Genomic DNA, 23,182 nt, shown 5'->3' with positions numbered 1-23,182 from the left:
ATGAAATCTATAAAGTTATTGGTGGCAGAGCATAATAATATCAAAAGGGTCTTAAAAGTTGTTAGAAAATTAGCGGTCAAGGTCTTTGAGAGTGGAGAAGTAGATTTTGAATCTTTTTATGATGGAATTGATTTTATTAGAAATTATGCTGATAAGCACCATCATAATAAAGAAGAGGAGATACTCTTTAAGAAGTTATCTGAAGAGCTAGGTGAACCTCTAGCCAGTGGTCCAATTTCAGCTATGTTTTCAGAGCATGATTTGGGTAGATTATTTATCTACAATTTGGAGCAAGCCTTAAAAGCAGTTAAAGATGGTGATGAAGAAGCTAAAGTAGATATTATTGCTAATGCTGTTGCTTATACAGATCTATTATATAGACATATCGATAAAGAGGATAATGCTATCTATACTTATGGTGAGAAGAATTTAAGTAAGAAGTCCTTAGCAGAGGTAGAAGAGGCATGTCATCAAGTGGAATTAGAAGCCAATCAGCAAGGATTACAGGATAAATACTTGAAACTAATAGATGATTTAGAGCAAAGAGTAGATTAATTTGATAATTTAAGATTTTAAATCAGGGAGCAATCTGCTCCCTGATTTTTATTTATTAATAGGGTAGAGTAAACTAGAGATAGAATAAAGTATTCTTCTAATATTATCAATGGAAGATTGATATTTTTTACTAGAACTATAGAGGTTTAAGCTATTTTATGTTGAATTATAAAAATAATGAGGTGACTTATATAACTAACTCTTTTTTATTCTCAATTAACTAGAAAATAGGAGGGATGGCGATGAGGTTTTTTAATAGAACAATATTGATCAAATTTTTAGTACCAACGCTATTTATGATAATTTTAGCTACTACTATTGTGGGAGTGATGGGTTATAATTTACAGAAGAATACTTTAAATGATCTTATTAAGGATAGGGCTGAACTCAAGATTGAAGAGGTAAAGGTCAGCATTGATGAGAGAAGTGAGGATGTAGAGATCACTAAGAAGGCATTGAATAAATATTTAATTATGCTAACTAAGATGGTAGCAGAGGCTATTAAGGATGTTCCTGAGAGTAGGTTAAATGAAGAGCTTACTGAAATAGCCAGTTATCTCAATATACCAGAGGTTCATATAATAGATGAAGAGGGAGTATTGCAATGGACTAATATTCCAGGGTTCATTGGTTTTAACTTTAACAGCTCAGAACAGACTAGACCTTTCTTAGAAGGACTGAATAATAAGAATTTTAGCTTGGCTCAAGAACCACAAAAAAGAGGTGTTGACCAGACTCTCTTCCAATATGTAGGAGTAGCTAGGCAGGATAAGAAGGGGATTGTACAGATTGGAGTTAAACCAGAGGAGTTACAAGAGTTGGTTGGCAGAATAGATATTGGTGAAATAACTAAGAGGATGAAGTTTGGTCAAGAAGGTTATATCTTTATTACTAATTTGGCAGGTAAGATAATAAGTCACCCTGATAATGCTTTAATCGGTAAGAAGATCACTGAGTATGATTGGGGTCAAAAGGTTTTAAAGCAAGGCAGTGGACACTTTTTATATACCTTTAATAAGCAAGAGAAGTTGATGTATTTTGACAAATATGATGGTTATATAATTGCTGTTACTATACCTATATCAGAATATTTAGGCAGCTTGGCTTCTTTTAGAGAGATTATATTATTTACTACAATTATCTGTATTATTCTAGCCATTATAATCATCTATTTTATCGTTAAATCGATAATTAAACGAATCAATTTGGCAGTTGATTTTTCCAATGAGATAGCGGAAGGTAACTTAAAGGTAGAAGAGCTTGAAATTAAAGGTGAAGATGAGATTGCTAAATTATCAAAATCACTTAATAAGATGAGAGAGAAGTTAAAGGGGATTATTGTTGATTTATTAAATGATGTTGAGGACTTATCAGCTTATAGTGAAGAGTTATCTGCTAGTGCTGAGGAAGGGAATGCAACAATAGAGACGACCAATCAGCTTGTAGAAGATATGGCAGCTAGTATTCAAGAGATTTCAGCTAGTGCTCAACAAGTAACAGGTCTAGCCCAAGAATCAAATTCCCAAACCCAAGTTGGAAGTAGAAATATTGAAGATACTCTAGCTAGTATGAAAGCTATCAATCAATCTGTCAAGGATAGTCGAGTAGCTATTAATGAGTTAGATCTCAATTCTCAAGAGATAGGCACTATTGTAGAGATAATTGATAATATTGCAGAGCAGACTAATCTATTGGCATTAAATGCTGCCATTGAAGCTGCAAGGGCAGGAGAATATGGACAAGGCTTTGCAGTGGTAGCTGATGAGATTCGAGAGTTGGCAACAGAGACCAGTAAAGCCATTGATGATATTAATAAATTAGTGAAAGAGACCCAACAGAAGTCAAAATTGAGTTTAGCTGCTATTAAAGAAGTAGATATTAAAGCTCAAGAAGGAATGGAAGTTGCCAAGAGAACAGGAGAGGTATTTGTTGAGATTCAAAGCTCTAGTGAACAGACTACTGCACATATTCAACAAACAGCAGCAGCTACTGAGCAGTTAGCTCAGAAAAGTGATCAAGTTATGACCTCCTCTAATGATATTGGGAATATGTCAGAAGAGATTACTAACTCATCACAACAGTTAGCTACTATGGCTCAGAAGTTACAAAGTTTAGTGGATAATTTTAAGGTTTGATTTAAATATAAGCTAGCGTGTTGAAAATAGGCTATGAATTCATAGCCTATTTTTTATGTATATATCAATATTAGCATGTTGTGATAATTTAAAAATAAAGAATAATCTTAATACTAAGTAAGTTATTAAAAGAGTATTTTTATAAGCTACTAAATTTTAAACTGGACATATAGCATTAGCATTCTATAAATAGTAACCTATAAAGGTTATAAATTAATCTTCCTGTCAAATAATAAAGGATATATACCTACTTATCTTGTATTATAAAGAAGGGTATTCTTAAAGATAATAAAAAAAAGTAGAGGTGCTTACAATGACAAATATTATTTTAATTGCAATAGCATTAGCTTTAGATGCCTTTGCAGTGGCTTTAGGATTAGGCTGTGGAAGTAGGTTGAGGGCTAAGGAGAAGTTTTTGATTGTACTCTCCTTTGGTTTCTTTCAGGGGTTGTTTGCAATCTTTGGTGCTCAATTAGGAAGGTATATTAATAGTAATATCTTTGATTTTGGTAATTACATAGGTGGAGCTATTATTCTAATTATCGGTATCTTATTTTTGAAGGAAGGCTATGAGAATCAAGAAGCCTGTGTTTACATGGAGTTTAGTCCTTGGACCTATATAGTTTTGGGAGTTAGTGTGAGTATCGATGCCTTTGGAGTAGGCTTTTCTGTATTGTATAACTTAGATATTATTCCTATACTCAGTAATGGTACAACTATTGCAGTAATCACTGCAATCTTAACGGCTGTATCCCTGATGATAGTCAATTATATTAAAAACTTTGCAATTATTGAGAAGTATGCCAACTATCTAGGAGGGATAATTTTAGTTATTTTTGGAATTAATATGCTAATGGATATTATTTAACTTAGAAATATTATTATACCACTGTGGTTTATTGCTAACCTTGGTGGTTTTTTTATTTCAATTTTAAATTATCAAGTATCTCCATTCTTAAAAAGGGTAAAAATATAATTATGAAGAATAGATTATACACAGGAAACCGGTTTTCTTATGTAGAATTACTTTATTAAATACAATATAACTGGAGGGGTTAAGATGGCCTTTGATACACCGATTGAATTAAGGAATCAAATTATTTATGAAGCTTATGTGAGAAATCATAGTAAAGAGGGTACCTTTAATGAGCTTGTCAAGGATTTAGATAATATTAAAGAGCTGGGAGTCAATATTCTATGGTTGATGCCAATTCATCCTATTGGGCAGAAGAATAAGAAGGGGGAGTTAGGTTGTCCTTACTCTATTCAAGACTATAGAGGAATCAATCCAGAGTATGGTACTTTAGATGATTTTAAAGGCTTAATTAAGGCTGTACATCAAAGGGGCATGAAGTTGATGATAGATGTAGTCTATAATCATACTGCCCATGATTCTAAGCTATTTGAAGAGCATCCTGAGTGGTTTTATCGTACTGCTGATGGAGAGGTAGGTAATAAGGTAGGTGATTGGTATGATGTCATAGATCTTGATTTTAATAATCAAGAGTTATGGGATTATCTAATAGATGCCCTTAAATATTGGGTAGAGCTTGGAGTAGATGGCTTCCGCTGTGATGTAGCTTCGATGATTCCTCTAGATTTTTGGAAACAGGCACGCACAGAGGTTGCCCAATTAAAAGAGGGGGTTATCTGGCTTGCTGAGAGTGTAGAACCTGACTTTCTTAAAGCTCTAAGAAAGAATGGTTTTGTAGGTCTATCAGATGCAGAGCTCTATCAAGCCTTTGATGTAAGTTATGATTATGATACCTTTCTGTACTTTAAGAAGTATAAGAGTGGAGAGATATCCTTTAGCCAATATTTAGAGAAGGTAAGGATGCAGGAGTATATCTATCCTGCTAATTATGTCAAGATGAGGTTCATTGAGAACCATGACCAAGCACGGGCAAGAAGGTTGCTAGCAGTAAAAGAGGATTTATATAATTGGACGACATTCTATTACTTCCAGCAAGGATTGACTCTAATCTATGGAGGTCAAGAGACCGATGATATAATTTCTCCAAGTCTATTTGATTCTGATCCAGTTGATTGGACTCTACTTGATGAATATTATGTAGATTTATTAAAAGATTTAGGGGAAATTAAGAAAGACGAGATCTTTGCTAAAGGACATTATGAGATTTTAGATAGTGGTAGAGTTGGAGTAGTAGTGGCTACATATCAATTAAATAATAGATTAATGGTTGGAGTATTTAATTTAGAGCAGAAGCTAGGGGATATTAGTGTGCCAGTACCTGATGGTACTTATGAGAATTTAATCAGTGCTAAACAGATTAAAGTAGAAGATGGAAAGATGACTTTAGGAGTAGAGCCGATTATCTTTGCTCTAGAGGTTAAAGAAGAGGAAGGGCAGAAGGTAATCTTAGCAGAATTATAAAGAATAGTAATGAGTAAAGAGTGAGCAGTGATGAGTAAAGAACTAAAAAATTTGAATTCCTTTAATAAGGTTATGAGAGTTTTTACTCTTCACTACTTACTTCTTACTGTCTTTAAGCTGCAATATGTTTAGATTTTTTAACAGCAGTACTGTTCTTTTGGTAGACAAAGATATACCAATAGCTAGCTCCAATTACCACTGCTCCACCGATGATATTACCAATAGTTACTGGTAATAGATTATCAATAAAGAAGTGTCTCCAAGTTAGCATAGCTAATTCATTTTGAGTAAAGTGCCCAGCCTCTAAGTACAATGGGTTTTTGCTAGCTATAATGCCAGCTGGAATATAGTACATATTTGCAATACTATGCTGAAATCCTGCAATAATAAAAGCAAAGATTGGGAAGAATCCTCCCCAGACCTTACTGGTAATATCTTGAGCACTATACATAGCAAGGGCTGCAGCACAGACAATAATATTACATAAAGTACCTAAGATAATAGCTTGACCAAAGCTGGCTTCTAGCTTATGTAGTGCTAAATGGATATGATAAGCTCCTAAAGCACCATTGCCAGCATCAAATTGTCCTGCCGAGATGGTCATAATAGCAATTAAAACTGTTCCAATGAAGTTACCAATATAGACAATCCCTAGGACTCTTAAAAAGCTTCCCCATTTTATTCTCTTCTCCAAAGTACCAATCATTAATAAACAGTTACTAGTGAATAAATCTGCTCCAACAATAATAATTAACATAAGTCCTACTGGAAAGATTGCTCCAGTTACTATCTTAGCAGCACCAGAATTTTTGATGGTATAGGCAGCAGTATTACTGGATAAAGCCCCCATAGCAATAAATATCCCTGCAATAATAGCAGATAATAAGATGATGCTATTACTTCTATGAGTCTTTTTAATTCCAGATTCAATAGTATAGTCAATCGTTTCTTGTGGCTTTAAATAACGCTTCTCCATTTTGACCCCCTAAAATGTTTTTGTTAAAAGAATCACGAATTCAATCATAACATACCTCTGAGTATAATTCAATAACTTCAGTTATTTTAGTGAATAGTGTGAAAATTCTTAGTACAGTAAGGGGAAAGTGAAGAGTAAGCAGAATTAATAAATTAGTATGTTATTAAGGAATGAGAGAATATAGAGATATTACGACACTTTTTAATAGCTACTAGCTATTGGCTACTAGCCTCTAGCTTTATAAGTTCTTAGCTAATAGCAGATTTATCACGGAGAGTTTATGATTTTCAAACCCGTAGGAGAGGCCAGAAGCTAGTAGCTAAAGTGTCGCAATATACCCATATAGTTTTATATTTAAATTATAGAGTCACAAATTTATAATTTACAAGTAAATAGAAAAAGAGCAAGACAGGTAAATTTTTACCTGTCTTGCTCTTTTAACTGATTATTAGTAACTCATTACTCGTCACTGTCTTTATCCAATGCCTCCATAGATAACTCCAAGTACTAGTACTACAACAGCTACTATAGTAAATACATATTTGGCTAGAAAATCCCACCATACTCCTAAAGGTTTATTAGCACCTTTATTTATCTCTGCTCTAGCTTTAGAGACACCAAAGACCCAGAAGAAGACAACAGCTGCTAAAACTGCACCTAAAGGTATCAAGTAGATACTGACAAAGTCAGCAAACTTACCAAATAAATTTATATTCAAATCTAAGGGTATTCCAATTAGAAAACCAAGAGTACCTACAATAATAGCACTCTTTTTTCTAGAGATTTTAAAGTAATCCATCAATGCCTCAACAGGCACTTCCATCAAGTTAAGTGCTGAAGATAATGCAGCAAAGAAGATGCTTAAGAAGAATAATGTACCAAAGATATATCCTCCAGGCATCAACTTTAAGATATTAGGAATTGTAATAAATAATAAGGTCGGTCCAGCTTGTGGACTCAATCCAAAGGCAAAAACTGCTGGAATAATCACTAAAGCTGCTAGAAAGGAAGCACAAGTGTTGAAGATAGCAGTATGAATAGCAGATTCAGGGATATCAACATTATCTTTTAAGTAGCTACCATAGACCAACATAGCCGCTCCTCCTAGGCTGACTGTAAAGAAGGATTGTCCTAAAGCCATAATCCAGGTAGTAGGGTCTTTTAATAGACTCCAATCGGGAATAAATAAGAACTTTAGCCCTTCAATTGCACCTGGTAAAGTTAAAGAACGAATTCCTAGAATAATCAATATTGCAAATAAGGTAGGCATCATATACTTATTAGCCTGCTCTATCCCTTTAACGACTCCTAGGTTGATTATAATTAAGGTAATGATTATAGCTAACATATGCCATACTATGCTCTGGGGTTGACCAGCAAAAGCACCAAATACAGCAGGTATATTATCTATACTTACAGTTGCAAAACTATTGCTTAAAGCTAATACGAAGTATTTCAGTATCCAGCCAACTACAATTAAATAGAAGACAAATACTCCACTGACTCCAATTACAGGGATTGTTCCTAAAAAGGAACCAAAGGGTAAATTTTTCTCTGCAAAGACCTCTTTGAAGGCACCAATAGCTCCTCTTTTCTTATTACGTCCAAAAGCAAACTCTCCCATCAAGCCAGTAGTTCCTAAAACTAGAATAAAGAAAAGGTAGGGGATTAAAAAGGCTGCCCCACCATAGCTACCTAGCCTCCAAGGGAACATCCAGATATTACCTAGTCCAATTGCTGCTCCAATACATGCTAAAATAAATCCAATCTTGCCACTAAAAGTCTCTCTCTTTTCCATTCTCAATCTCATCCTCCTCGTCTCGTGAAGCAAAAAATATATAATTATATAGAAATTTTAGCAAAAAAACAAAGAAATTTCAATGATTTAGCTTATAAAAGTTAAAAATTAATAGAAAGAAGTGTCTATATTATAAATAAAAATAGAAAGATAGAACTTGTGTATTTATAGAATTATAAATTCATTTTAGAATTGGTCATTTATGACTATCTATCAAAAGAAGAGGTGTAAAGACACTTGACATAACATTGATTGAATTATAAAATATGTACTAGTATACTCATCTAACTTTAAAATGAGCTTTAGATTAATGTTAAGTTAGATGCCAGTAACAAGTAAAGAGTAAAGAGTGAGCAGTTAAACTCAAAGGATTAAAATATCATAATGCTTTAAAATTATGCTCGTTACTGATAATTGATTATTTGTCATTATCAAGTCTGAGTGAATTAATATGGAATAAATTTATTTTGGGGAGGATGTTATGAAAGAGGATTTAGTTAATAAGATAAATAAGCTTAAAAGAGAACGTAATGCAATCATTTTGGCCCATTATTATCAGATAGATGAGGTACAAGCGATAGCAGATTATACAGGAGACTCTTTGGGATTGAGCCGTAAAGCAGCAGAGACCGATGCCGATGTAATAGTCTTTTGTGGGGTAGACTTTATGGCTGAGAGTGCTGCTATCTTATCACCTGATAAGACTGTATTACTACCAGAAAGGGATGCAGGCTGTCCAATGGCTGATATGGTCACTGCAGATGCTTTGCGAAAGAAGAAGCAGGAGTATCCTGAGGCTACTGTTGTTTGTTATGTTAACTCTTCAGCAGAGGTAAAGGCAGAGAGTGATGTCTGCTGTACATCTTCAAATGCAATAGATATTATCAATGCTATCGATAACGACCAGATTTTATTCGTTCCTGACCAGAATTTAGGTCATTATGTGAGTCAGCAGACTGATAAGGAGATTATCCTATGGGAAGGCTTCTGTATTACTCACCATCGAGTTAAGGATGACAGTATCCATAGAGTTAGAGAGCTTCATCCTGATGCAGAGATTTTAGTCCACCCAGAATGTAGACCAGAGGTGGTAGAGCTAGCTGATTTTGTAGGCAGTACAGCTCAAATTTTAAAGTATGCCAAACAATCAGAGGTTAAGAAGATGATTATTGGTACAGAGATGGGAATCTTATATCAACTAAAGCAAGACAGTCCAGATAAGCAATTTTACTTCTTAAATCAAGGATTAATCTGTCAGAATATGAAAAAGACTGCTTTACACCATGTAGCAGAGGCTTTAGAAGAGATGAAGTATCAGATTAGTGTCGATGAAGCCACTAGAACTAAGGCCAAAGAGGCTTTAGATAAAATGTTAGAGTTAAGTAAATAATGGAGGGAAGAGCGATGCTCCCAAGATATTTGAAGAATTTTGATACAGCTAAATTAAGAAAAGAAGAGAGTGATTTTCTAGTTATTGGAACAGGAATTGCAGGATTGGTTACAGCTTTGAATTTGGCTAAGTCAGGAAAAGTTACTCTTTTAAGTAAGGAAAGATTAGCTGAATGTAACACCGAATATGCCCAAGGTGGAATTGCTGCAGTAATAGCCAAAGAAGATACCCCCCAGTCACATTACCAAGATACTTTAGAGGCAGGAGCAGGTTTATGTAACCCTAAAGCAGTAGATATTTTGGTTAATGAGGGGAGTAAGCGGATTAAGGAACTGATAGATTTAGGGGTCAATTTTGACCGTAAAGGTGAGCAGATACTATTAACTAAAGAGGCTGCTCACAGCTGTCGGCGAATCTTACATGCTGGTGGTGATGCCACAGGAAGAGAGATTAGAAAGTCTTTAGTTGAGCAGGTAGCTTCAGAAGATAATGTTACTTTAGAAGATGGAATCTTTGCTGTAGATCTACTTACTGATAATCAAGAGGTCCATGGAATCTTAGCTTATGATAGAAGGCAAGAGGAGTATCTGCTTTATTTAAGTAAGGTAGTAGTCTTGGCTACTGGTGGAGCGGGACAGATCTATCATGCTACTAGTAACCCTTCAGTAGCTACAGGTGATGGGATTGCTTTAGCCTATCGGGCAGGAGCTAAGGTAACTGATTTAGAGTTTGTTCAATTTCATCCTACAACCTTAGAGCTAGAGGGTGTAGATAACTTTTTAATCTCTGAAGCTGTGCGAGGTGAAGGTGGAGTACTTAGAAATCAAGCTGGTGATAGATTTATGACCAGGTACCATCAATTGGCTGACTTAGCTCCTAGAGATATAGTGGCCCGTGCTATCTATCAGGAGATGAAAGTAAGTGGTGCTGATCATGTTTATTTAGATGTAACAGCCTTAGATTCTGCCTTTATAAAGAAGAGATTTCCTACAATTTATCGCACCTGTTTAGACCATGGGATAGATATCAGTCAGGATTATATTCCAGTAGCTCCAGCAGCCCATTATTTGATGGGAGGAATTCTTAGCAATCTGCATGGAGAGACTAATATTAAAGGGTTATTTGCTTGTGGAGAAACTGCCTGTATAGGAATTCATGGGGCTAATAGGTTAGCTAGTAACTCTTTATTAGATGGATTGGTCTTTGGTAAGCGGGTAGCTGATAGAGCAACTACTTATCTAAATCAAGGTGATTTTTCTAAAGGGATTAGCTTAAAATATGAGGCTCAAAGTACTATAGAAGATATAGGGAAAATTCCTTCAAAAGAAAGGGTTAAAGGGTTGATGTCAGCTAAACTAGGGATAGTTAGAGAGAGAACTGAATTGGAAAAGGGTTTGGCAGAAGCAGATAACCTACTTGCTTATTTAAATTATGATTTATCTAATGTACATGACTTTGAGCTACAGAATCTGATTACTTTAGCTCATCTAAGCTTTAAAGGTGCTTTATACAGAGAAGAGAGTAGAGGGGCACATTATCGCAAAGACTTCCCAGTAGTAGAGACTGCTTGGGAGAAACATATTATCTTACAGAAGGATAGAGAGTGGGAGGAGTTGGCTATTGAGTTTGAATAGAGATAGGATTTTAGAGATTATAGATAATTCTTTAAGAGAAGATGTAGGTACTGGAGATATAACTACAGCAGCAGTTGTCGGAGTGGGAGAAGAAGTAACAGCGACTATCTTAGCCAAAGACAAAGGGGTAATTGCTGGTTTAGAGGTGGCTGCTTTAGTGTTTGAACAGGTAGATAAAGAGATAGAATTTAAGCCTCTGGTAGAAGAAGGGGTTGAAGTAGACTTTGGTACAGAGCTGGCTAAAGTCTCTGGCTTGAGCAGTTCAATTTTAACAGCAGAGCGATTGGCCCTTAACTTGTTACAGAGGATGTCAGGGATAGCTACTAAGACAAATTATTATAAGAGTCTGGTAGCAAATTATAAGGTTAGGATTGTAGATACCCGCAAGACTACCCCAGGTTTAAGGATCTTAGAAAAGTATGCTGTCAGAGTCGGTGGTGGAGCCAATCATCGTTTTGGACTTTATGATGCAGTAATGATCAAGGATAATCACATTGCTGCAGTAGGCAGTATCTTAAAAGCAGTAAGTCAAGCTAGGGCCAATATTCCTCATACAATGAAGATAGAGGTAGAGACAGAGAGCTTAGCAGATGTTAAAGAGGCTTTAGAAGCTAAAGCTGATATCATTATGCTTGATAATATGGATGCTCAGCTGATGAGAGAAGCAGTAGAGCTGATTGGAGAGCAAGCGATTATAGAGGCTTCTGGTGGAATAACTGCTGAGAATATAGTTGAGATAGCCAAAACAGGGGTAGATGTAATCTCCTTAGGAACTTTGACTCACAGTATTAAGTCTTTAGATATTAGTTTGAATTTTTAGAGAGGAGAATTTGAATGTCCAAAAATAAAAAAGGATTTTTAGCAAGAAAGAACATAGAATTTTCCTTGGAGCGTTATGGAGTGCAGGCTTTAGGATTTATGGCACAGGGACTTTTTGCGTCATTGATTGTAGGTTTAATCTTAAAGGTTTTAGGGCAGCGCTTACATCTTACAATTTTGCTTGAGTTTAGTAAGACTGCCATGGGGATGATGGGATCTGCCATTGGTGTAGCAATTGCTTATGGATTGGAAGCGCCACCTTTGGTAATCTTTACATCGGTAGTAACAGGTGCTGCTGGTGCAGCGTTGGGTGGTCCTGTAGGAGCTTTTATTGCAGCGGTAATCGGTACTGAGTTTGGTAAAGCTATTTCTAAAGAGACCAAGCTTGATATAGTCTTGACTCCAGCTACGGTAATCATTACAGGTATGTTAGCTGCTAAGTTTGTAGGACCAGGAATTGATGCTTTGATGAAGGGCTTAGGTCAAGTGATTATGAGGGCAACAGAGTTGCAACCAATTCCGATGGGCATCTTGGTATCAGTCTTAATGGGAATGGCATTGACCTTGCCCATCAGTAGTGCAGCTATTGGAATTATGTTGAGCTTAAGTGGCTTAGCAGCAGGAGCAGCAACTGTTGGTTGTAGTGCCCAAATGATCGGTTTTGCTGTGATGAGCTTTCGTGAGAATGGCTGGGGAGGGGCTGTTAGTCAAGGTCTGGGAACATCGATGTTACAGATGCCTAATATTGTTAAGAATCCTCTGATTTGGGTTCCACCAACTTTAGCTGGGGCTATCTTAGGACCAATTGCTACAACTATCATACCAATGGAGAATATTCCCATCGGTTCAGGGATGGGAACAGCAGGTTTGGTTGGACAGTTTGGAACGATTGAAGCCATGGGAAGTGGAGCAATCTTTTCTATTATTCTCCTACATTTTATCTTGCCAGCTATTTTGACTTGGTTAATTGCTGAATTTATGCGTAGGCAAGGGTTGATTAGAGAGAATGATTTGTTATTAGATTTGTAATGATGCTATAAAAGAGTAGCCAAATCTGGCTGCTCTTTTTGCTTGTGATTGTGAATGAAAAAAGAGATTTGATGTGAATTTATACTTCTTCTTATTTTACCTACAATTTAATTTTAAAATTGTCATAGCTAGTAATTTAATGAAGATAATTATTTAAAGAGGGATTGCTTTATATAAATTGAATTAGTATAATTAGATATAATATTTTTAGATTTGAAGAAAGGAGATGATAGCTATGATAAAAATAAGAGATATGAAGATTAGAATAAAAATCTTAATAGGGATTGGACTTAGTTTCTTAGTAATGATGTTGATTTTAGGTGGAGTAGTAATTAGAGGTTTTGATAAGTTAGCTGATAATAATAGTAGCTTGCTTAAAGAGGTACTAATAACTAGAGAGTATGATAGAATCAAAGACACTGTCCATACTATGGCACAGAATCTAGCAGAGATCTATCGGGAGAACCAAGCTACTCTATCTAAAGAAGAGTTAAGAGAGCTGATAGTTGAGAAGAATAATCTAATTAGATTTGGAGAGGCTGGTTATTTCTTTATCTATGATTATCAAGGAGAGACGATTGCTCTACCAACTGCTACAGAGCTGCAAGGGATTAATCGCTTGGATTTACAGGATTCTGAAGGAACTTATATCCTTAAAGAGTTTATTAAAGAGGCTAAAGCTGGGGGAGGTTTTGTTACTTATATTTATCAAAATCCTAATACTCAGGAGAATGAGAGAAAGTTTGGTTATGTTGAACCGATTGAGGGTACTGATTGGTTTGTAGGTTCAGGGGGGTATGAGTCTGTTATCGATGCAACCTTGGTAGAGTCCTATCAAGAGATGGAGAGGATGAAATTAGATACAATCCTTAGATTAACTGTGGTATTTGCTATCTTTATAGTAGTTATGGTCTTGATTATAGTCAAGATATCAAATTATTTGACTAAGAATATGGATAGAATCTTGACAGGATTGAGAAGAGTTGCTAAAGGAGATTTGACCGTTGAATTAGAGGTTAACAGTAATGATGAGTTAGGGGAATTAACTCAAGGTTTTAATCATGCCACTCAGGGACAAGCAGAGATTTTACAGAAGATATTAAGTGTGGTTGATGATTTATCAGCTTATAGTCAAGAGTTACTAGCTTCTTCTCAAGAGGGAAATGCCACCACTGAAGCTACAGCTGAAAGTATCAATCAGATGGTAGCCAGTATTCAACAGATATCTAGTAGTAGTCAAGAGATAGTAGAACTGGTTGAGGATGCTAACTTAAAGACCGAAGAGGGTAGAAGTAAGATGAAGGGGACTATCTCTAAGATGAAGAGCATAAATATTGAGGTCGCTAAAGCTAAGACTGTTATCAGTAAGCTAGATAGTATCTCCCAAGAGATTACAGAGGTTGTAAATATGATTACTGAAATTGCAGAGCAGACCAATCTGTTGGCCTTGAATGCAGCAATTGAAGCCGCTAGGGCAGGGGAATCTGGTAAAGGTTTTGCTGTGGTAGCTGAAGAGATTAAATCTTTAGCCGAAGAGACAGCTAAAGCTACTGATAAAGTAATTACTCTACTTAAGGATACTCAAAGTAGCTCCCAAGAAGGATTAATGGCGATTGAATCTGTCAATCAAGAGGCCAAAAGAGGTGAAGAGCTGATTGTAGAGACAGAAGCTTCTTTGAATAAGATTGCAGAGGTAGTAACAGATACTTCAGCTTATATTGAAGAGACCACTGCCTCTACTCAAGAGTTGGCTTCAGGCAGTGAACTTGTGAGAGATTCAAGCTCAAATATGAAGGCTATGTCTGATGAAGTTAATAAGTCAGCTGAGGAGTTAGCTAATATGGCTTTAGGGTTAAGAGAGATGATAGATAATTATAAATTATAATTTGTTAAGTCTACTTTGCGTTAGCGAAGTAGGCTTTTTTATAGTAAGAATGTCGATTAATTATTCCATACTGTATAAGTTGAACTGATTTTTTCTTAAATAATTCTAAAGGAACCTGTACTTTAAGAGTGTATTAAAAAACACCTCACCACAGAAATTTCTGTGGTGAGGTGTTTGCCTACTTCTCTAATAATGGTTCAAGCTGATTCTTCCAAATCCACTCTGGACTATAGCGTTGTCTGACCATAGTTTTAGCATGGATTACAGGATTCTCTCTCATCAAATTGGTGATGATTTCTCCATGCTCTTCATAATAAGCCTGTTCTGAGGGTTGATACTTTTCAACGGTATTGTAACCAAAGTTTCTAGCATCCCATCTCATAAAATAGGCATTTAACTTCTTACCCAGCTCTTCTAAGGCAGGCACAGCCTGATTTAAGACAACAAAGTTTCCTCTACTAGCAGCTTCTAATACCGTCAAGCCAAAGGATTCTGAATAAGAAGGGCAGATAAAGAGGTTAGAGAGGGTAAATAGCTCTAAGACTACCTCTCTAGGAACTCCATGGGGATATCCTAAATCAGAGGTAAAAAGTATATTCTCCTGACTTAGTCCAAAACTAGCTCCTGTATTTATAATAATCTTCTTATATGCAACTGGCTTGATATCGGCAGATTTGAAGTCACAGAAGATAATTTGAACACTCTTCTCAGTCTGCTTACTAATTGCTCCTGCTAAAGCAGCAACCTTCTCAAATTTCTTGCCTGTAGTCAGTCTGCCTGGATAGACTATTAGGATATCACTAGCCAAAAGGTTGGCTTGCTGGGTAATCTCTTGGGTGATTTCATTCATATCCTCTAAGAGATTTAAGCTGTTATTAATGACTCGACACCTTCCTTCTGGAACATTGTATTGTTTAGCTAATGCTGGAATGCCAGAATAGGTAGGGTAGATATAGGTGGTATTCTCCATTGGTGTATAGCGGGCAGAAAAGGGCCACTTTACCTGTGGTGGTCGATTAACTGGAAATGAATGAGTAAAAGCAATGAACTTGACCTTAGATAGCTGCTTCTGGGCTTTTCTAAGGGCAACATTATGGAGTAGATGCCAGCCTTGATAATGAATATCATGGATAATACAGACATCTACATCAGATAGTTTATCTACAAAATCCTCTGCTACTATTTCAACCTCCTCAAAGAAGGTATCATGTACCTTGCCAGTAGGTTGAGAATAGTCCTTCCAATGAATCAGTTTACCATCAATGCTATTACAGACCTTAACCCATTCAATCCTATCATCTGTATAAATGCCAGCTCTTTGATTATCAGGGCAATGCTCACTGACCAATACCTTAGTTTCAATCCCATTATTAAGCAGCATTTTTAGCTGCTCTGCTACTACATTTACTAGAGAGTAGGTACGACTTAACCCATTGAACATAGTCAAAATAGCTACTTTCATGATTGACTCCTCCTTATTATAGTTAGACTCAATTATATATATTTGAATAATTAGCAAAGAATGAATGGAAGCTAGAGTATAGTTATAGATGTGATTTTAGAATATAGCTCCTATATTAAAGTCTAATTAGCATAAAATAAGAAGAGTAGTATAGTTTTAATTATCAATTTAGGGATAGATAGAGTCGTTAGTAAAAGTAATTTTTTCTTGACAAGAAATCAATTTTTCTATACTATGCTAGTAATATAGAAGAGAGATGGGAGTTGATGAGATGAATTTAAGATGGAGTTTGAAGGAATTATATCCTAGTTTTGATTCTAAAAGATTTAAGGGTGATCTTAAGAGGTTAGATCAGAAAATCAGTCAGATCAATCAACTGAGTGAAGAAGGTTTAGATAATACAGACAATTCTGTATTACAGGCAGAAGAATATATAACCTTATTGACAGAGATTTATACTTTATTTGAACTGCTCTTTAACTTTGCTCAACTGACTTTGAGTGTAGATGCCAAAAATCAACAGGCGTTAAAGGTAATAGAGAGTTTAGAAGAGAAGGAGGTATTGTTGACAAAGCCCTCTGTTAAATTTCAGAAATGGATTGCTGCTTTAGATGGTTTGGAGGAAGTTATAGTATCTTCTAAGCTATTAACTGAACATAGCTTCTTCTTACAAGAGCTTGCTAAAGAGAGTAAGTATTTATTAAGTGAGGAGCAAGAGGTATTAATTGCTAAGATGAGCAGTACTGCCTCTAAGGCTTGGGAGAAGTTATATGATCTATTAACTTCTACTTTATTAGTCAAGATAGAGCTAGATGGTGTAGAGAAGCAATTGCCTTTACCAGTTATCAGGAATATGGCCTATGAGGATGAGCAAGCTCTTAGAAGAAAGGCTTATCAGGCAGAGCTAAATTCCTATAAGCAGATAGAGGACTCTATAGCAGCTGCTTTGAATGGGATTAAGGGAGAGGTACTGACTATTTCTGAACAGAGAGGTTATCAAAGCCCTTTAGAGAAGACCTTGCTTGATTCTAGAATGGAAACTGAAACCCTAGAAGTGATGTTTAAAGCAATTAAAGAGTATCTACCATTATTCAACAATTATTATAGAAAGAAAGCAGAACTATTAGGATATCAAGCTGGATTGCCTTTTTATGAACTTTTTGCACCAATAGGTGAGGCTAAGATGAGATTTACATATGATCAAGCTAGGAAGTTTATAGTAGGTAACTTTAGAAGCTTTAGCGATGATTTGGCCGCTTATGCCGATAATGCTTTTGCTAAACATTGGATCGATGCTGAGCCTAGAAGTGGGAAGAGAGGGGGAGCTTTTTGTAGTAATATCCATCCAATAAGTGAGAGTAGAATCTTAGCAAACTTTACAGGGAGTTTAAGTGATGTCTTGACCTTAGCCCATGAGTTGGGGCATGGATATCATGGAAGCTGCTTAGTTGATGAGAGTATAATTAATAGCGACTATCCAATGCCTTTAGCAGAAACAGCTTCGATTTTCTGTGAGACTATCATTCAACAGGCAACTTTAGAGAAGGCTTCGCAAGAGGAAAAATTAACTATTTTAGAGAGCTCAATCTCTGATGCTGGGCAGGTAATAGTTGATATTTATAGCCGTTATCTCTTTGAAAGTGAGGTCTTTGAGAGAAGAAAGAACTCTTCATTAGCAGTAGAAGAGCTTAAAGAGATGATGATAGATGCTCAAAAAAAGGCCTATGGTCGAGGTTTAGACCATGATTGTCTACATCCTTATATGTGGTTATGTAAGCCCCATTATTATTCAGCAGGATTGAATTATTATAATTTCCCGTATGCTTTTGGTTTACTCTTTGCTAAAGGTATTTATGCTCAATATTTGGAGAAGGGTCAAGGCTTTATAGAGGAATATAATTCTTTATTAGCTGTTAGCGGAAAAGAGAGTGTAGTAAATGTTGCCAAAACTATTGGAATAAATGTTAATTCTATAGATTTTTGGAGAGATTCTTTAGATATAATTAAGCAGGACATTGAAGAGTTTCTTAAACTTTAATAAATAGAGGGAGTGCTAGTGTAAGTATAAGTTTTAAATATTTTTGAACTTACAGAATATATACTCCCACTGATCATATATAGCAAAGGATTGAGTAATAAATGAGAGAAAGAGATATTTTCACCAATAAATATTCAGTACCCTTATTGGCAATTTTAGCTTGTCTATTATGGGGAACTGCCTTTCCATCTTTAAAGATAAGTTATGAGGTTTTAAAAATAGGCAAAGAGGATTATTTTTTAAAGCTGTTATTTGCCTCTTATCGCTTCTTTATTGCAGCGATATTATTGTTGACTTATCAGGCTTTACGTAGAGGTAGAAAAAGTTTTAAGCTAAAAGCTGTTGATTTTAAATTCCTATTATTTTTAGGTTTATTACAGACTACTTTGCAGTACTTTTTCTTTTATAATGGTCTAGCTAATACTACTGGAGCTAAGGCTTCAATCTTAGGCACAACTGGAACCTTTTTAACAGTTATCCTAGCTCACTTTATCTATCAGGATGATAAACTCAACCTCCAAAAGGCGATAGGTTTACTGGTGGGCTTATTAGGAGTGATAGTTGTTAATTTAAAGGAAGGTAGCTTTGATTTTTCTTTTGCTCTATTAGGTGAGGGGTTTTTAATTGCCTCAGCAGTAGTTGCTACTATAGCCAGTATTATAGCTAAGAGTTTAACTAGGAGAATAGAACCCATGCTAGTGACAGCCTATCAGATGCTCCTAGGTTCTGTGACTTTATTTCTGATCTCGATTACCAAAGTAAAACCGCTGAGTTTGGGCTTTACTCCTTCAACCTTCTTATTATTAATCTATTTGGCTATGATTTCAGCAGTAGGCTTTGCTCTCTGGTACACTTTAATCAAATATAATCACCTTGGCTACATTACCATCTATAAGTTTGTAATTCCAGTCAGTGGTGTCTTCTTCTCTAGTCTTTTATTAGCAGAGGAGAGCTTGAATCTGAATCTACTCTTTTCTTTACTCTTGGTATCGATTGGGATAATAATTATTAATTATCGTAAAAGCAGAAGAATTTATAGAAAAATCTAAAATTAATAGAGGACTGATTAAAATGAGAGAAGAAATTTTAAAGAGATTACAGAGAATTGAAAGGGAAGAGAAGGTTAAGATCTTATATGCTGTGGAAGCGGGGAGTCGTGTTTGGGGGCTTTCTTCAGAGAATAGTGACTATGATGTTAGATTTATCTATATTCATCCTGTTGACTGGTATCTTTCAATAGATCAGCGAAGAGATGTCATCGAGTATCCTATCGGTGATCGATTAGATATTAGTGGTTGGGATCTTGCTAAGGCTTTACAACTATTTAGAAAATCAAATCCTTCTTTAATGGAATGGCTATCTTCTCCTATTGTCTATCTAAATGAGTACTCTGTAGTAGATAGATTAAGGAAGTTAAGTAAAGAGTACTTCTCTACTAAGGCAAATATCTATCATTACTTACATATGGCCAAGGGAAACTATCGCAAGTACTTAGCAGATAAGCAGGTTGAGCTAAAGAAGTATTTTTATGTCTTAAGACCACTTTTAGCCTGTCAGTGGATGGAAAAGTATCAGAGTACTCCCCCTATGGAGTTTGAGAAGCTATTAGAACTAGAGTGCTTTAATCAGAGTCTGTCTAATGAAATCCAGAGGTTATTAGCCAGAAAGAGATCTGGAGAGAAGTTAGCTATGGAAGCTAGGATAGAGATTATCAATGACTTTATTGAAGAGCAGCTTAATTATTACCAAGAGTATGTAAGAGGTATTGAAGATATAAGCCCTATAGGCTATGATAGCTTAAATCAATTATTTAGAACCACTTTAGAGGAGGTATGGCGATAGATAATATAGCTGAATAAAAGGTAAGCAATAGTATCTTAATATACTTTATTAAAAGATAAAATCTATGTTATTTCTTCATCGTCTACTCTGATATCGAGATTTCAGTCGGTATCAGAGTAGACGATTTTTATGTGTTATACCTTAAAAGTTTAAGTCTACCTAATTTAAGTATCATTATATTAAATTTTCTGATTTAGCAGGATTTAATAAAAATATATAGAAATTTTTATTAGAGTATTGTGTTTTAAAAAATTTATCATTTCTTTTGCTTGATTAGAAGATATAAGCTAGAAACCCTTAAAAATAGAAGGAGGAGAGAATATGAAGAGGAGTACTAAGATTGTTTTATTTATAGTTATCTTTATATTACTTTTATTAAGCCATAGAGTTTACGGTGATGCCAATATTCTAGTGTTCCATCGTTTTAATGACCCAAGATACCCCTCAACCAATATCAGCAATCAGAGATTAAGAGAGGTATTTGATTACCTTAAAGATAATAATTATAGAGTCTTAAGTTTAGAGGAGCTGGTCAATCAGGTTGAATGGGGCAAGCCTATTTCTAATAAGACTGTAGCTCTGACTATAGATGACGGTTATGAGAGCTTTTATGAGAATGGATTGGAGATATTTAAGGAGTATAACTATCCCTTTACTATCTTTATTAATACCAAGGCTATCAACTATAATTATGGAGATTTTTTGACTTGGGAGCAGTTAGGGGAGATAAGCAGATATGGGAGTATTGGGAGTCATAGCTATGGACATAAGCATTTAACAAGGTTACCTTTAGAAGAGTTGAGAGATGAAGTCAAAAAAAGCATAGATGATATTTATCAGAACTTAGGGATTGAAACAGAGTTCTTCTCATACCCTTATGGAGAGTATAATTCTAGAGTTAAAGAAGTGGTTAAGGGCTTTGGATTTAGAGCTATCTTTAATCAGAATTTAGGTGGAGTTTCAGAGCAGAGTGATCTATTTGATCTAGATAGGGTTGCGATTGGAGAAAACTCTAATTTGGAGTTGAATCTATCCTATAGATATTTAAAGGCTAAGTGGTTAGAGCAAGAAGTAGTGGAAGATAATAAATTAAAAAAAGTTGAAGTCAAAATCAGTCCAGAGATAACAAAGGCTCAACTATATGTCTCTGGTTATGGCTGGAGAAGGGTTGAGCTAGAAGAGGGGGTTCTCTCTTTAGATTTGGATTTACCATTGAGATACTCTAGAAATAGAATCTTCTTAAAGACCTATGACAATAGAATAAGCTCTCAGATTATTGTTAAGTACTAACTTAAAAGAACAGTATGCCTATTCATAGGCATACTGTTCTTTTATATAAGAGGGAAATTATAGATATAGACTTTTGAATTTAAAGTTAAATATGACGTTATAGAGAGATATTGCGACACTTTGTTTATTAGGTAGACAGGTGGGTAGGTGGTTAGGAACTGCCTAACTACCTAAATTTCTAACTCCTAACCACCAAAGAAAAAGTGTCGCATTATTCCTATGAAATTTTATTTTAAATTCAAAGACTTATAATGTTATAAAGGTGTTAGTATTTATTACTCGTTACCTTAATAGCGGTAATCATATTCTCCTGGGAACCTTTCATTTACTTCCCAAGATTCAACAATCATATAAGCAGTATCATAGTCAAAGCCCATTCCCATTAGATATGAAACCAGCATTACCTCCATGATAGCATGTCTAAGCCCTGTTTTTCTACCTTCCTCTAAGGCATAATCAACCAAAGGATCTAGCTCTCTAACGATATCAGCAGGAGCTACTCCACGTTCAGATTTTTTTGGTGGATAATAGTCATCATGGTACTTTTGTGAACTCTTTTTACTCATCTTTCTCCTCCTTTCATTCTAGTTTATATATTATATGTAGAGCTAATAGCTTTGTTAATAATAAATAACATAGATTGATTTTTATGGCATCTAATTCATAATGTTCTTGATATAGAGATATTACCATACTATAATTCTAAGGTTAAGATTGAGAAAACTGCTATACTTAGACTTAATTTTTTACTCTAGCTAGATCAAACTTTGTTTTATAGTTCAGAATTCTATAATATATGGTTACATATTTTCTTTTGAAGTAGGAAATGCTATATAGACAAATAACTCTAGAATCAAACAATAGAATGATATTGGGACAATTTTACAAATAATAAATAATAGTGAATAAATAAAAACTTATCTTTCTAGAAGGTTTAAGGGGCTTGAACTTAACTATTATTTATGCTTTATTAATTATTCATTCTAAAGTTGGATATCTATAATAAAGAAGAAGGAGGGATTTAAGATGAGGTTTAATCAATATTCAACAGAACAACAGGAGTATATGTTGGCAGTGGGATATAAAAAGATAATTAACGACATATATCATCAGTATATTGATGAGCTAAGCGATGAATGTGGGGAAGAGGAAATCTTAGAGCAGGAGCTTGATTTAATAGATGAGTTAGATTATTGGGAGGTAGAGAGTAGATTGCTGCAAGCTGAGAATGATTTGGTTAAATGGGGAAGAAGAGTATTGTATAAGTGGGGAATCTTTACAGATAAAACAATTGAAAGAACCCTTGATTTTGAACTTTATGACAAGGAATATATCATTAATATGCTAATGGAACTGAATGAGGAGGAGATTTCTCAATTAGCCAAATTATATAAGAAATAAGATTATTTCAATATTACATATCTAAGAAAATCAATTTTCTAGACAATTATAACTGTTAAGGCTTAATCCTCAATCATTTTTAACTTTATCTCTTATATTAATATTTTATTAAGCTTAATTTTTCTGTTATTATTTTGCTGAAAATTTTTGATTTTATAGTATTTAAGTTATAATTATATATATAAGGGGTAAAGGGGATGATTAAGATGGAAATTACTAAAATTATTAAAGATAAGATTGAAAAATTAAGAGAAGAGCTTAGATTGAGTAAATTAGAATATGATAGTTATCATCCTAAAGTAGTACAATTGAGCTTAGAGCTTGATGCCTTGATTAATATCTATACTAAATTCTATAATACTGGATTATACTTTTATGCTTGATATTACTTTGTTATCTCTACAATTTTTAATACTCTGATTATGAAATTAGAAATAAATAGATTGATCTCTATAGATTTTGTTTTTGTCAAGAAATAGATATAGTTATTTAGGATTACCAAAAGAAACTCTCTTTTAGAGGTATATTAAATC

General features: G+C 34.8%; 19 protein-coding genes. 15 read left to right on the top strand and 4 right to left on the bottom strand.

Annotated elements, in window-relative coordinates:
• The 4 genes from BX659_RS11055 (at window position 1) to BX659_RS11040 (ending at window position 5,085) form a co-directional block, all read left to right on the top strand.
• Window positions 1-555: a hemerythrin domain-containing protein gene (locus BX659_RS11055; protein WP_097018349.1), complete on the top strand. Its 555-nt coding sequence runs from the start codon at window positions 1-3 to the stop codon at window positions 553-555.
• A gap of 242 nt (window positions 556-797) precedes the next feature.
• Window positions 798-2,690 (top strand): methyl-accepting chemotaxis protein, encoded by a 1,893-nt coding sequence (locus tag BX659_RS11050; RefSeq protein WP_172431918.1) that lies wholly within the window; start codon window positions 798-800, stop codon window positions 2,688-2,690.
• A 313-nt stretch (window positions 2,691-3,003) separates the two neighbouring features.
• Complete coding sequence (locus BX659_RS11045) at window positions 3,004-3,558, top strand: manganese efflux pump MntP (protein WP_097018347.1); 555 nt, start codon at window positions 3,004-3,006, stop codon at window positions 3,556-3,558.
• A gap of 192 nt (window positions 3,559-3,750) precedes the next feature.
• Window positions 3,751-5,085 carry an alpha-amylase family glycosyl hydrolase gene (locus BX659_RS11040; protein WP_097018346.1) on the top strand — a complete coding sequence of 445 codons (1,335 nt, stop codon included), beginning with the start codon at window positions 3,751-3,753 and terminating at the stop codon, window positions 5,083-5,085.
• A 112-nt stretch (window positions 5,086-5,197) separates the two neighbouring features.
• Here the strand turns inward: BX659_RS11040 and BX659_RS11035 are convergent, their stop codons facing one another.
• Window positions 5,198-6,061, bottom strand: coding sequence for a formate/nitrite transporter family protein (locus BX659_RS11035; protein ID WP_097018345.1), 864 nt, complete (start codon window positions 6,059-6,061; stop codon window positions 5,198-5,200).
• Between the two features lie 475 nt (window positions 6,062-6,536).
• Complete coding sequence (locus BX659_RS11030) at window positions 6,537-7,859, bottom strand: sodium-dependent transporter (RefSeq protein WP_097018344.1); 1,323 nt, start codon at window positions 7,857-7,859, stop codon at window positions 6,537-6,539.
• A gap of 481 nt (window positions 7,860-8,340) precedes the next feature.
• Between BX659_RS11030 and nadA the strand changes: the two genes are divergently transcribed.
• The 5 genes from nadA to BX659_RS11005 all read left to right on the top strand — a co-directional run bounded on the left by nadA (window position 8,341) and on the right by BX659_RS11005 (window position 14,616).
• Window positions 8,341-9,249 carry a quinolinate synthase NadA gene (gene nadA, locus BX659_RS11025; RefSeq protein ID WP_097018343.1) on the top strand — a complete coding sequence of 303 codons (909 nt, stop codon included), beginning with the start codon at window positions 8,341-8,343 and terminating at the stop codon, window positions 9,247-9,249.
• A 14-nt stretch (window positions 9,250-9,263) separates the two neighbouring features.
• Window positions 9,264-10,883 (top strand): L-aspartate oxidase, encoded by a 1,620-nt coding sequence (gene nadB / locus BX659_RS11020; RefSeq protein WP_097018342.1) that lies wholly within the window; start codon window positions 9,264-9,266, stop codon window positions 10,881-10,883.
• Window positions 10,870-11,703, top strand: coding sequence for a carboxylating nicotinate-nucleotide diphosphorylase (gene nadC, locus BX659_RS11015; RefSeq protein ID WP_097018341.1), 834 nt, complete (start codon window positions 10,870-10,872; stop codon window positions 11,701-11,703). Before nadB ends, nadC begins: the two co-directional genes overlap by 14 nt.
• Window positions 11,704-11,717: 14 nt before the next feature.
• Window positions 11,718-12,731: a PTS transporter subunit IIC gene (locus tag BX659_RS11010; RefSeq protein ID WP_097018340.1), complete on the top strand. Its 1,014-nt coding sequence runs from the start codon at window positions 11,718-11,720 to the stop codon at window positions 12,729-12,731.
• A 235-nt stretch (window positions 12,732-12,966) separates the two neighbouring features.
• Window positions 12,967-14,616 carry a methyl-accepting chemotaxis protein gene (locus tag BX659_RS11005; protein WP_097018339.1) on the top strand — a complete coding sequence of 550 codons (1,650 nt, stop codon included), beginning with the start codon at window positions 12,967-12,969 and terminating at the stop codon, window positions 14,614-14,616.
• A gap of 178 nt (window positions 14,617-14,794) precedes the next feature.
• Here the strand turns inward: BX659_RS11005 and BX659_RS11000 are convergent, their stop codons facing one another.
• Entirely contained in the window at window positions 14,795-16,078 is a 1,284-nt protein-coding gene (locus tag BX659_RS11000; protein ID WP_097018338.1) for a glycosyltransferase, read from the bottom strand.
• Between the two features lie 271 nt (window positions 16,079-16,349).
• On the opposite strand from BX659_RS11000, the gene BX659_RS10995 reads away from it, so the two are divergent.
• From BX659_RS10995 to BX659_RS10980, 4 genes are all read left to right on the top strand, one after another.
• On the top strand, window positions 16,350-18,116 hold the full coding sequence (locus BX659_RS10995; RefSeq protein WP_097018337.1) for a M3 family oligoendopeptidase: 1,767 nt from the start codon (window positions 16,350-16,352) through the stop codon (window positions 18,114-18,116).
• 101 nt (window positions 18,117-18,217) lie between these two features.
• Window positions 18,218-19,165 (top strand): DMT family transporter, encoded by a 948-nt coding sequence (locus BX659_RS10990; RefSeq protein WP_097018336.1) that lies wholly within the window; start codon window positions 18,218-18,220, stop codon window positions 19,163-19,165.
• A 22-nt stretch (window positions 19,166-19,187) separates the two neighbouring features.
• Complete coding sequence (locus BX659_RS10985) at window positions 19,188-19,958, top strand: nucleotidyltransferase domain-containing protein (protein WP_097018335.1); 771 nt, start codon at window positions 19,188-19,190, stop codon at window positions 19,956-19,958.
• Window positions 19,959-20,279: 321 nt separating this feature from the next.
• Window positions 20,280-21,248 (top strand): polysaccharide deacetylase family protein, encoded by a 969-nt coding sequence (locus BX659_RS10980; protein WP_097018334.1) that lies wholly within the window; start codon window positions 20,280-20,282, stop codon window positions 21,246-21,248.
• Window positions 21,249-21,535: 287 nt separating this feature from the next.
• Here the strand turns inward: BX659_RS10980 and BX659_RS10975 are convergent, their stop codons facing one another.
• Window positions 21,536-21,814: a hypothetical protein gene (locus BX659_RS10975; RefSeq protein WP_181186435.1), complete on the bottom strand. Its 279-nt coding sequence runs from the start codon at window positions 21,812-21,814 to the stop codon at window positions 21,536-21,538.
• A gap of 460 nt (window positions 21,815-22,274) precedes the next feature.
• Between BX659_RS10975 and BX659_RS10970 the strand changes: the two genes are divergently transcribed.
• Together BX659_RS10970 and BX659_RS10965 are read left to right on the top strand one after the other, a co-directional pair.
• Window positions 22,275-22,649 carry a hypothetical protein gene (locus BX659_RS10970; protein WP_097018333.1) on the top strand — a complete coding sequence of 125 codons (375 nt, stop codon included), beginning with the start codon at window positions 22,275-22,277 and terminating at the stop codon, window positions 22,647-22,649.
• 197 nt (window positions 22,650-22,846) lie between these two features.
• Complete coding sequence (locus BX659_RS10965; protein ID WP_097018332.1) at window positions 22,847-23,032, top strand: aspartyl-phosphate phosphatase Spo0E family protein; 186 nt, start codon at window positions 22,847-22,849, stop codon at window positions 23,030-23,032.
• The last annotated feature ends 150 nt before the right edge of the window (window positions 23,033-23,182 follow it).

This window comes from Orenia metallireducens (genome assembly GCF_003001995.1).
GTDB lineage: Bacteria > Bacillota > Halanaerobiia > Halobacteroidales > Halobacteroidaceae > Orenia > Orenia metallireducens_B.
This window is presented reverse-complemented; position numbering and strand designations above follow the sequence as displayed.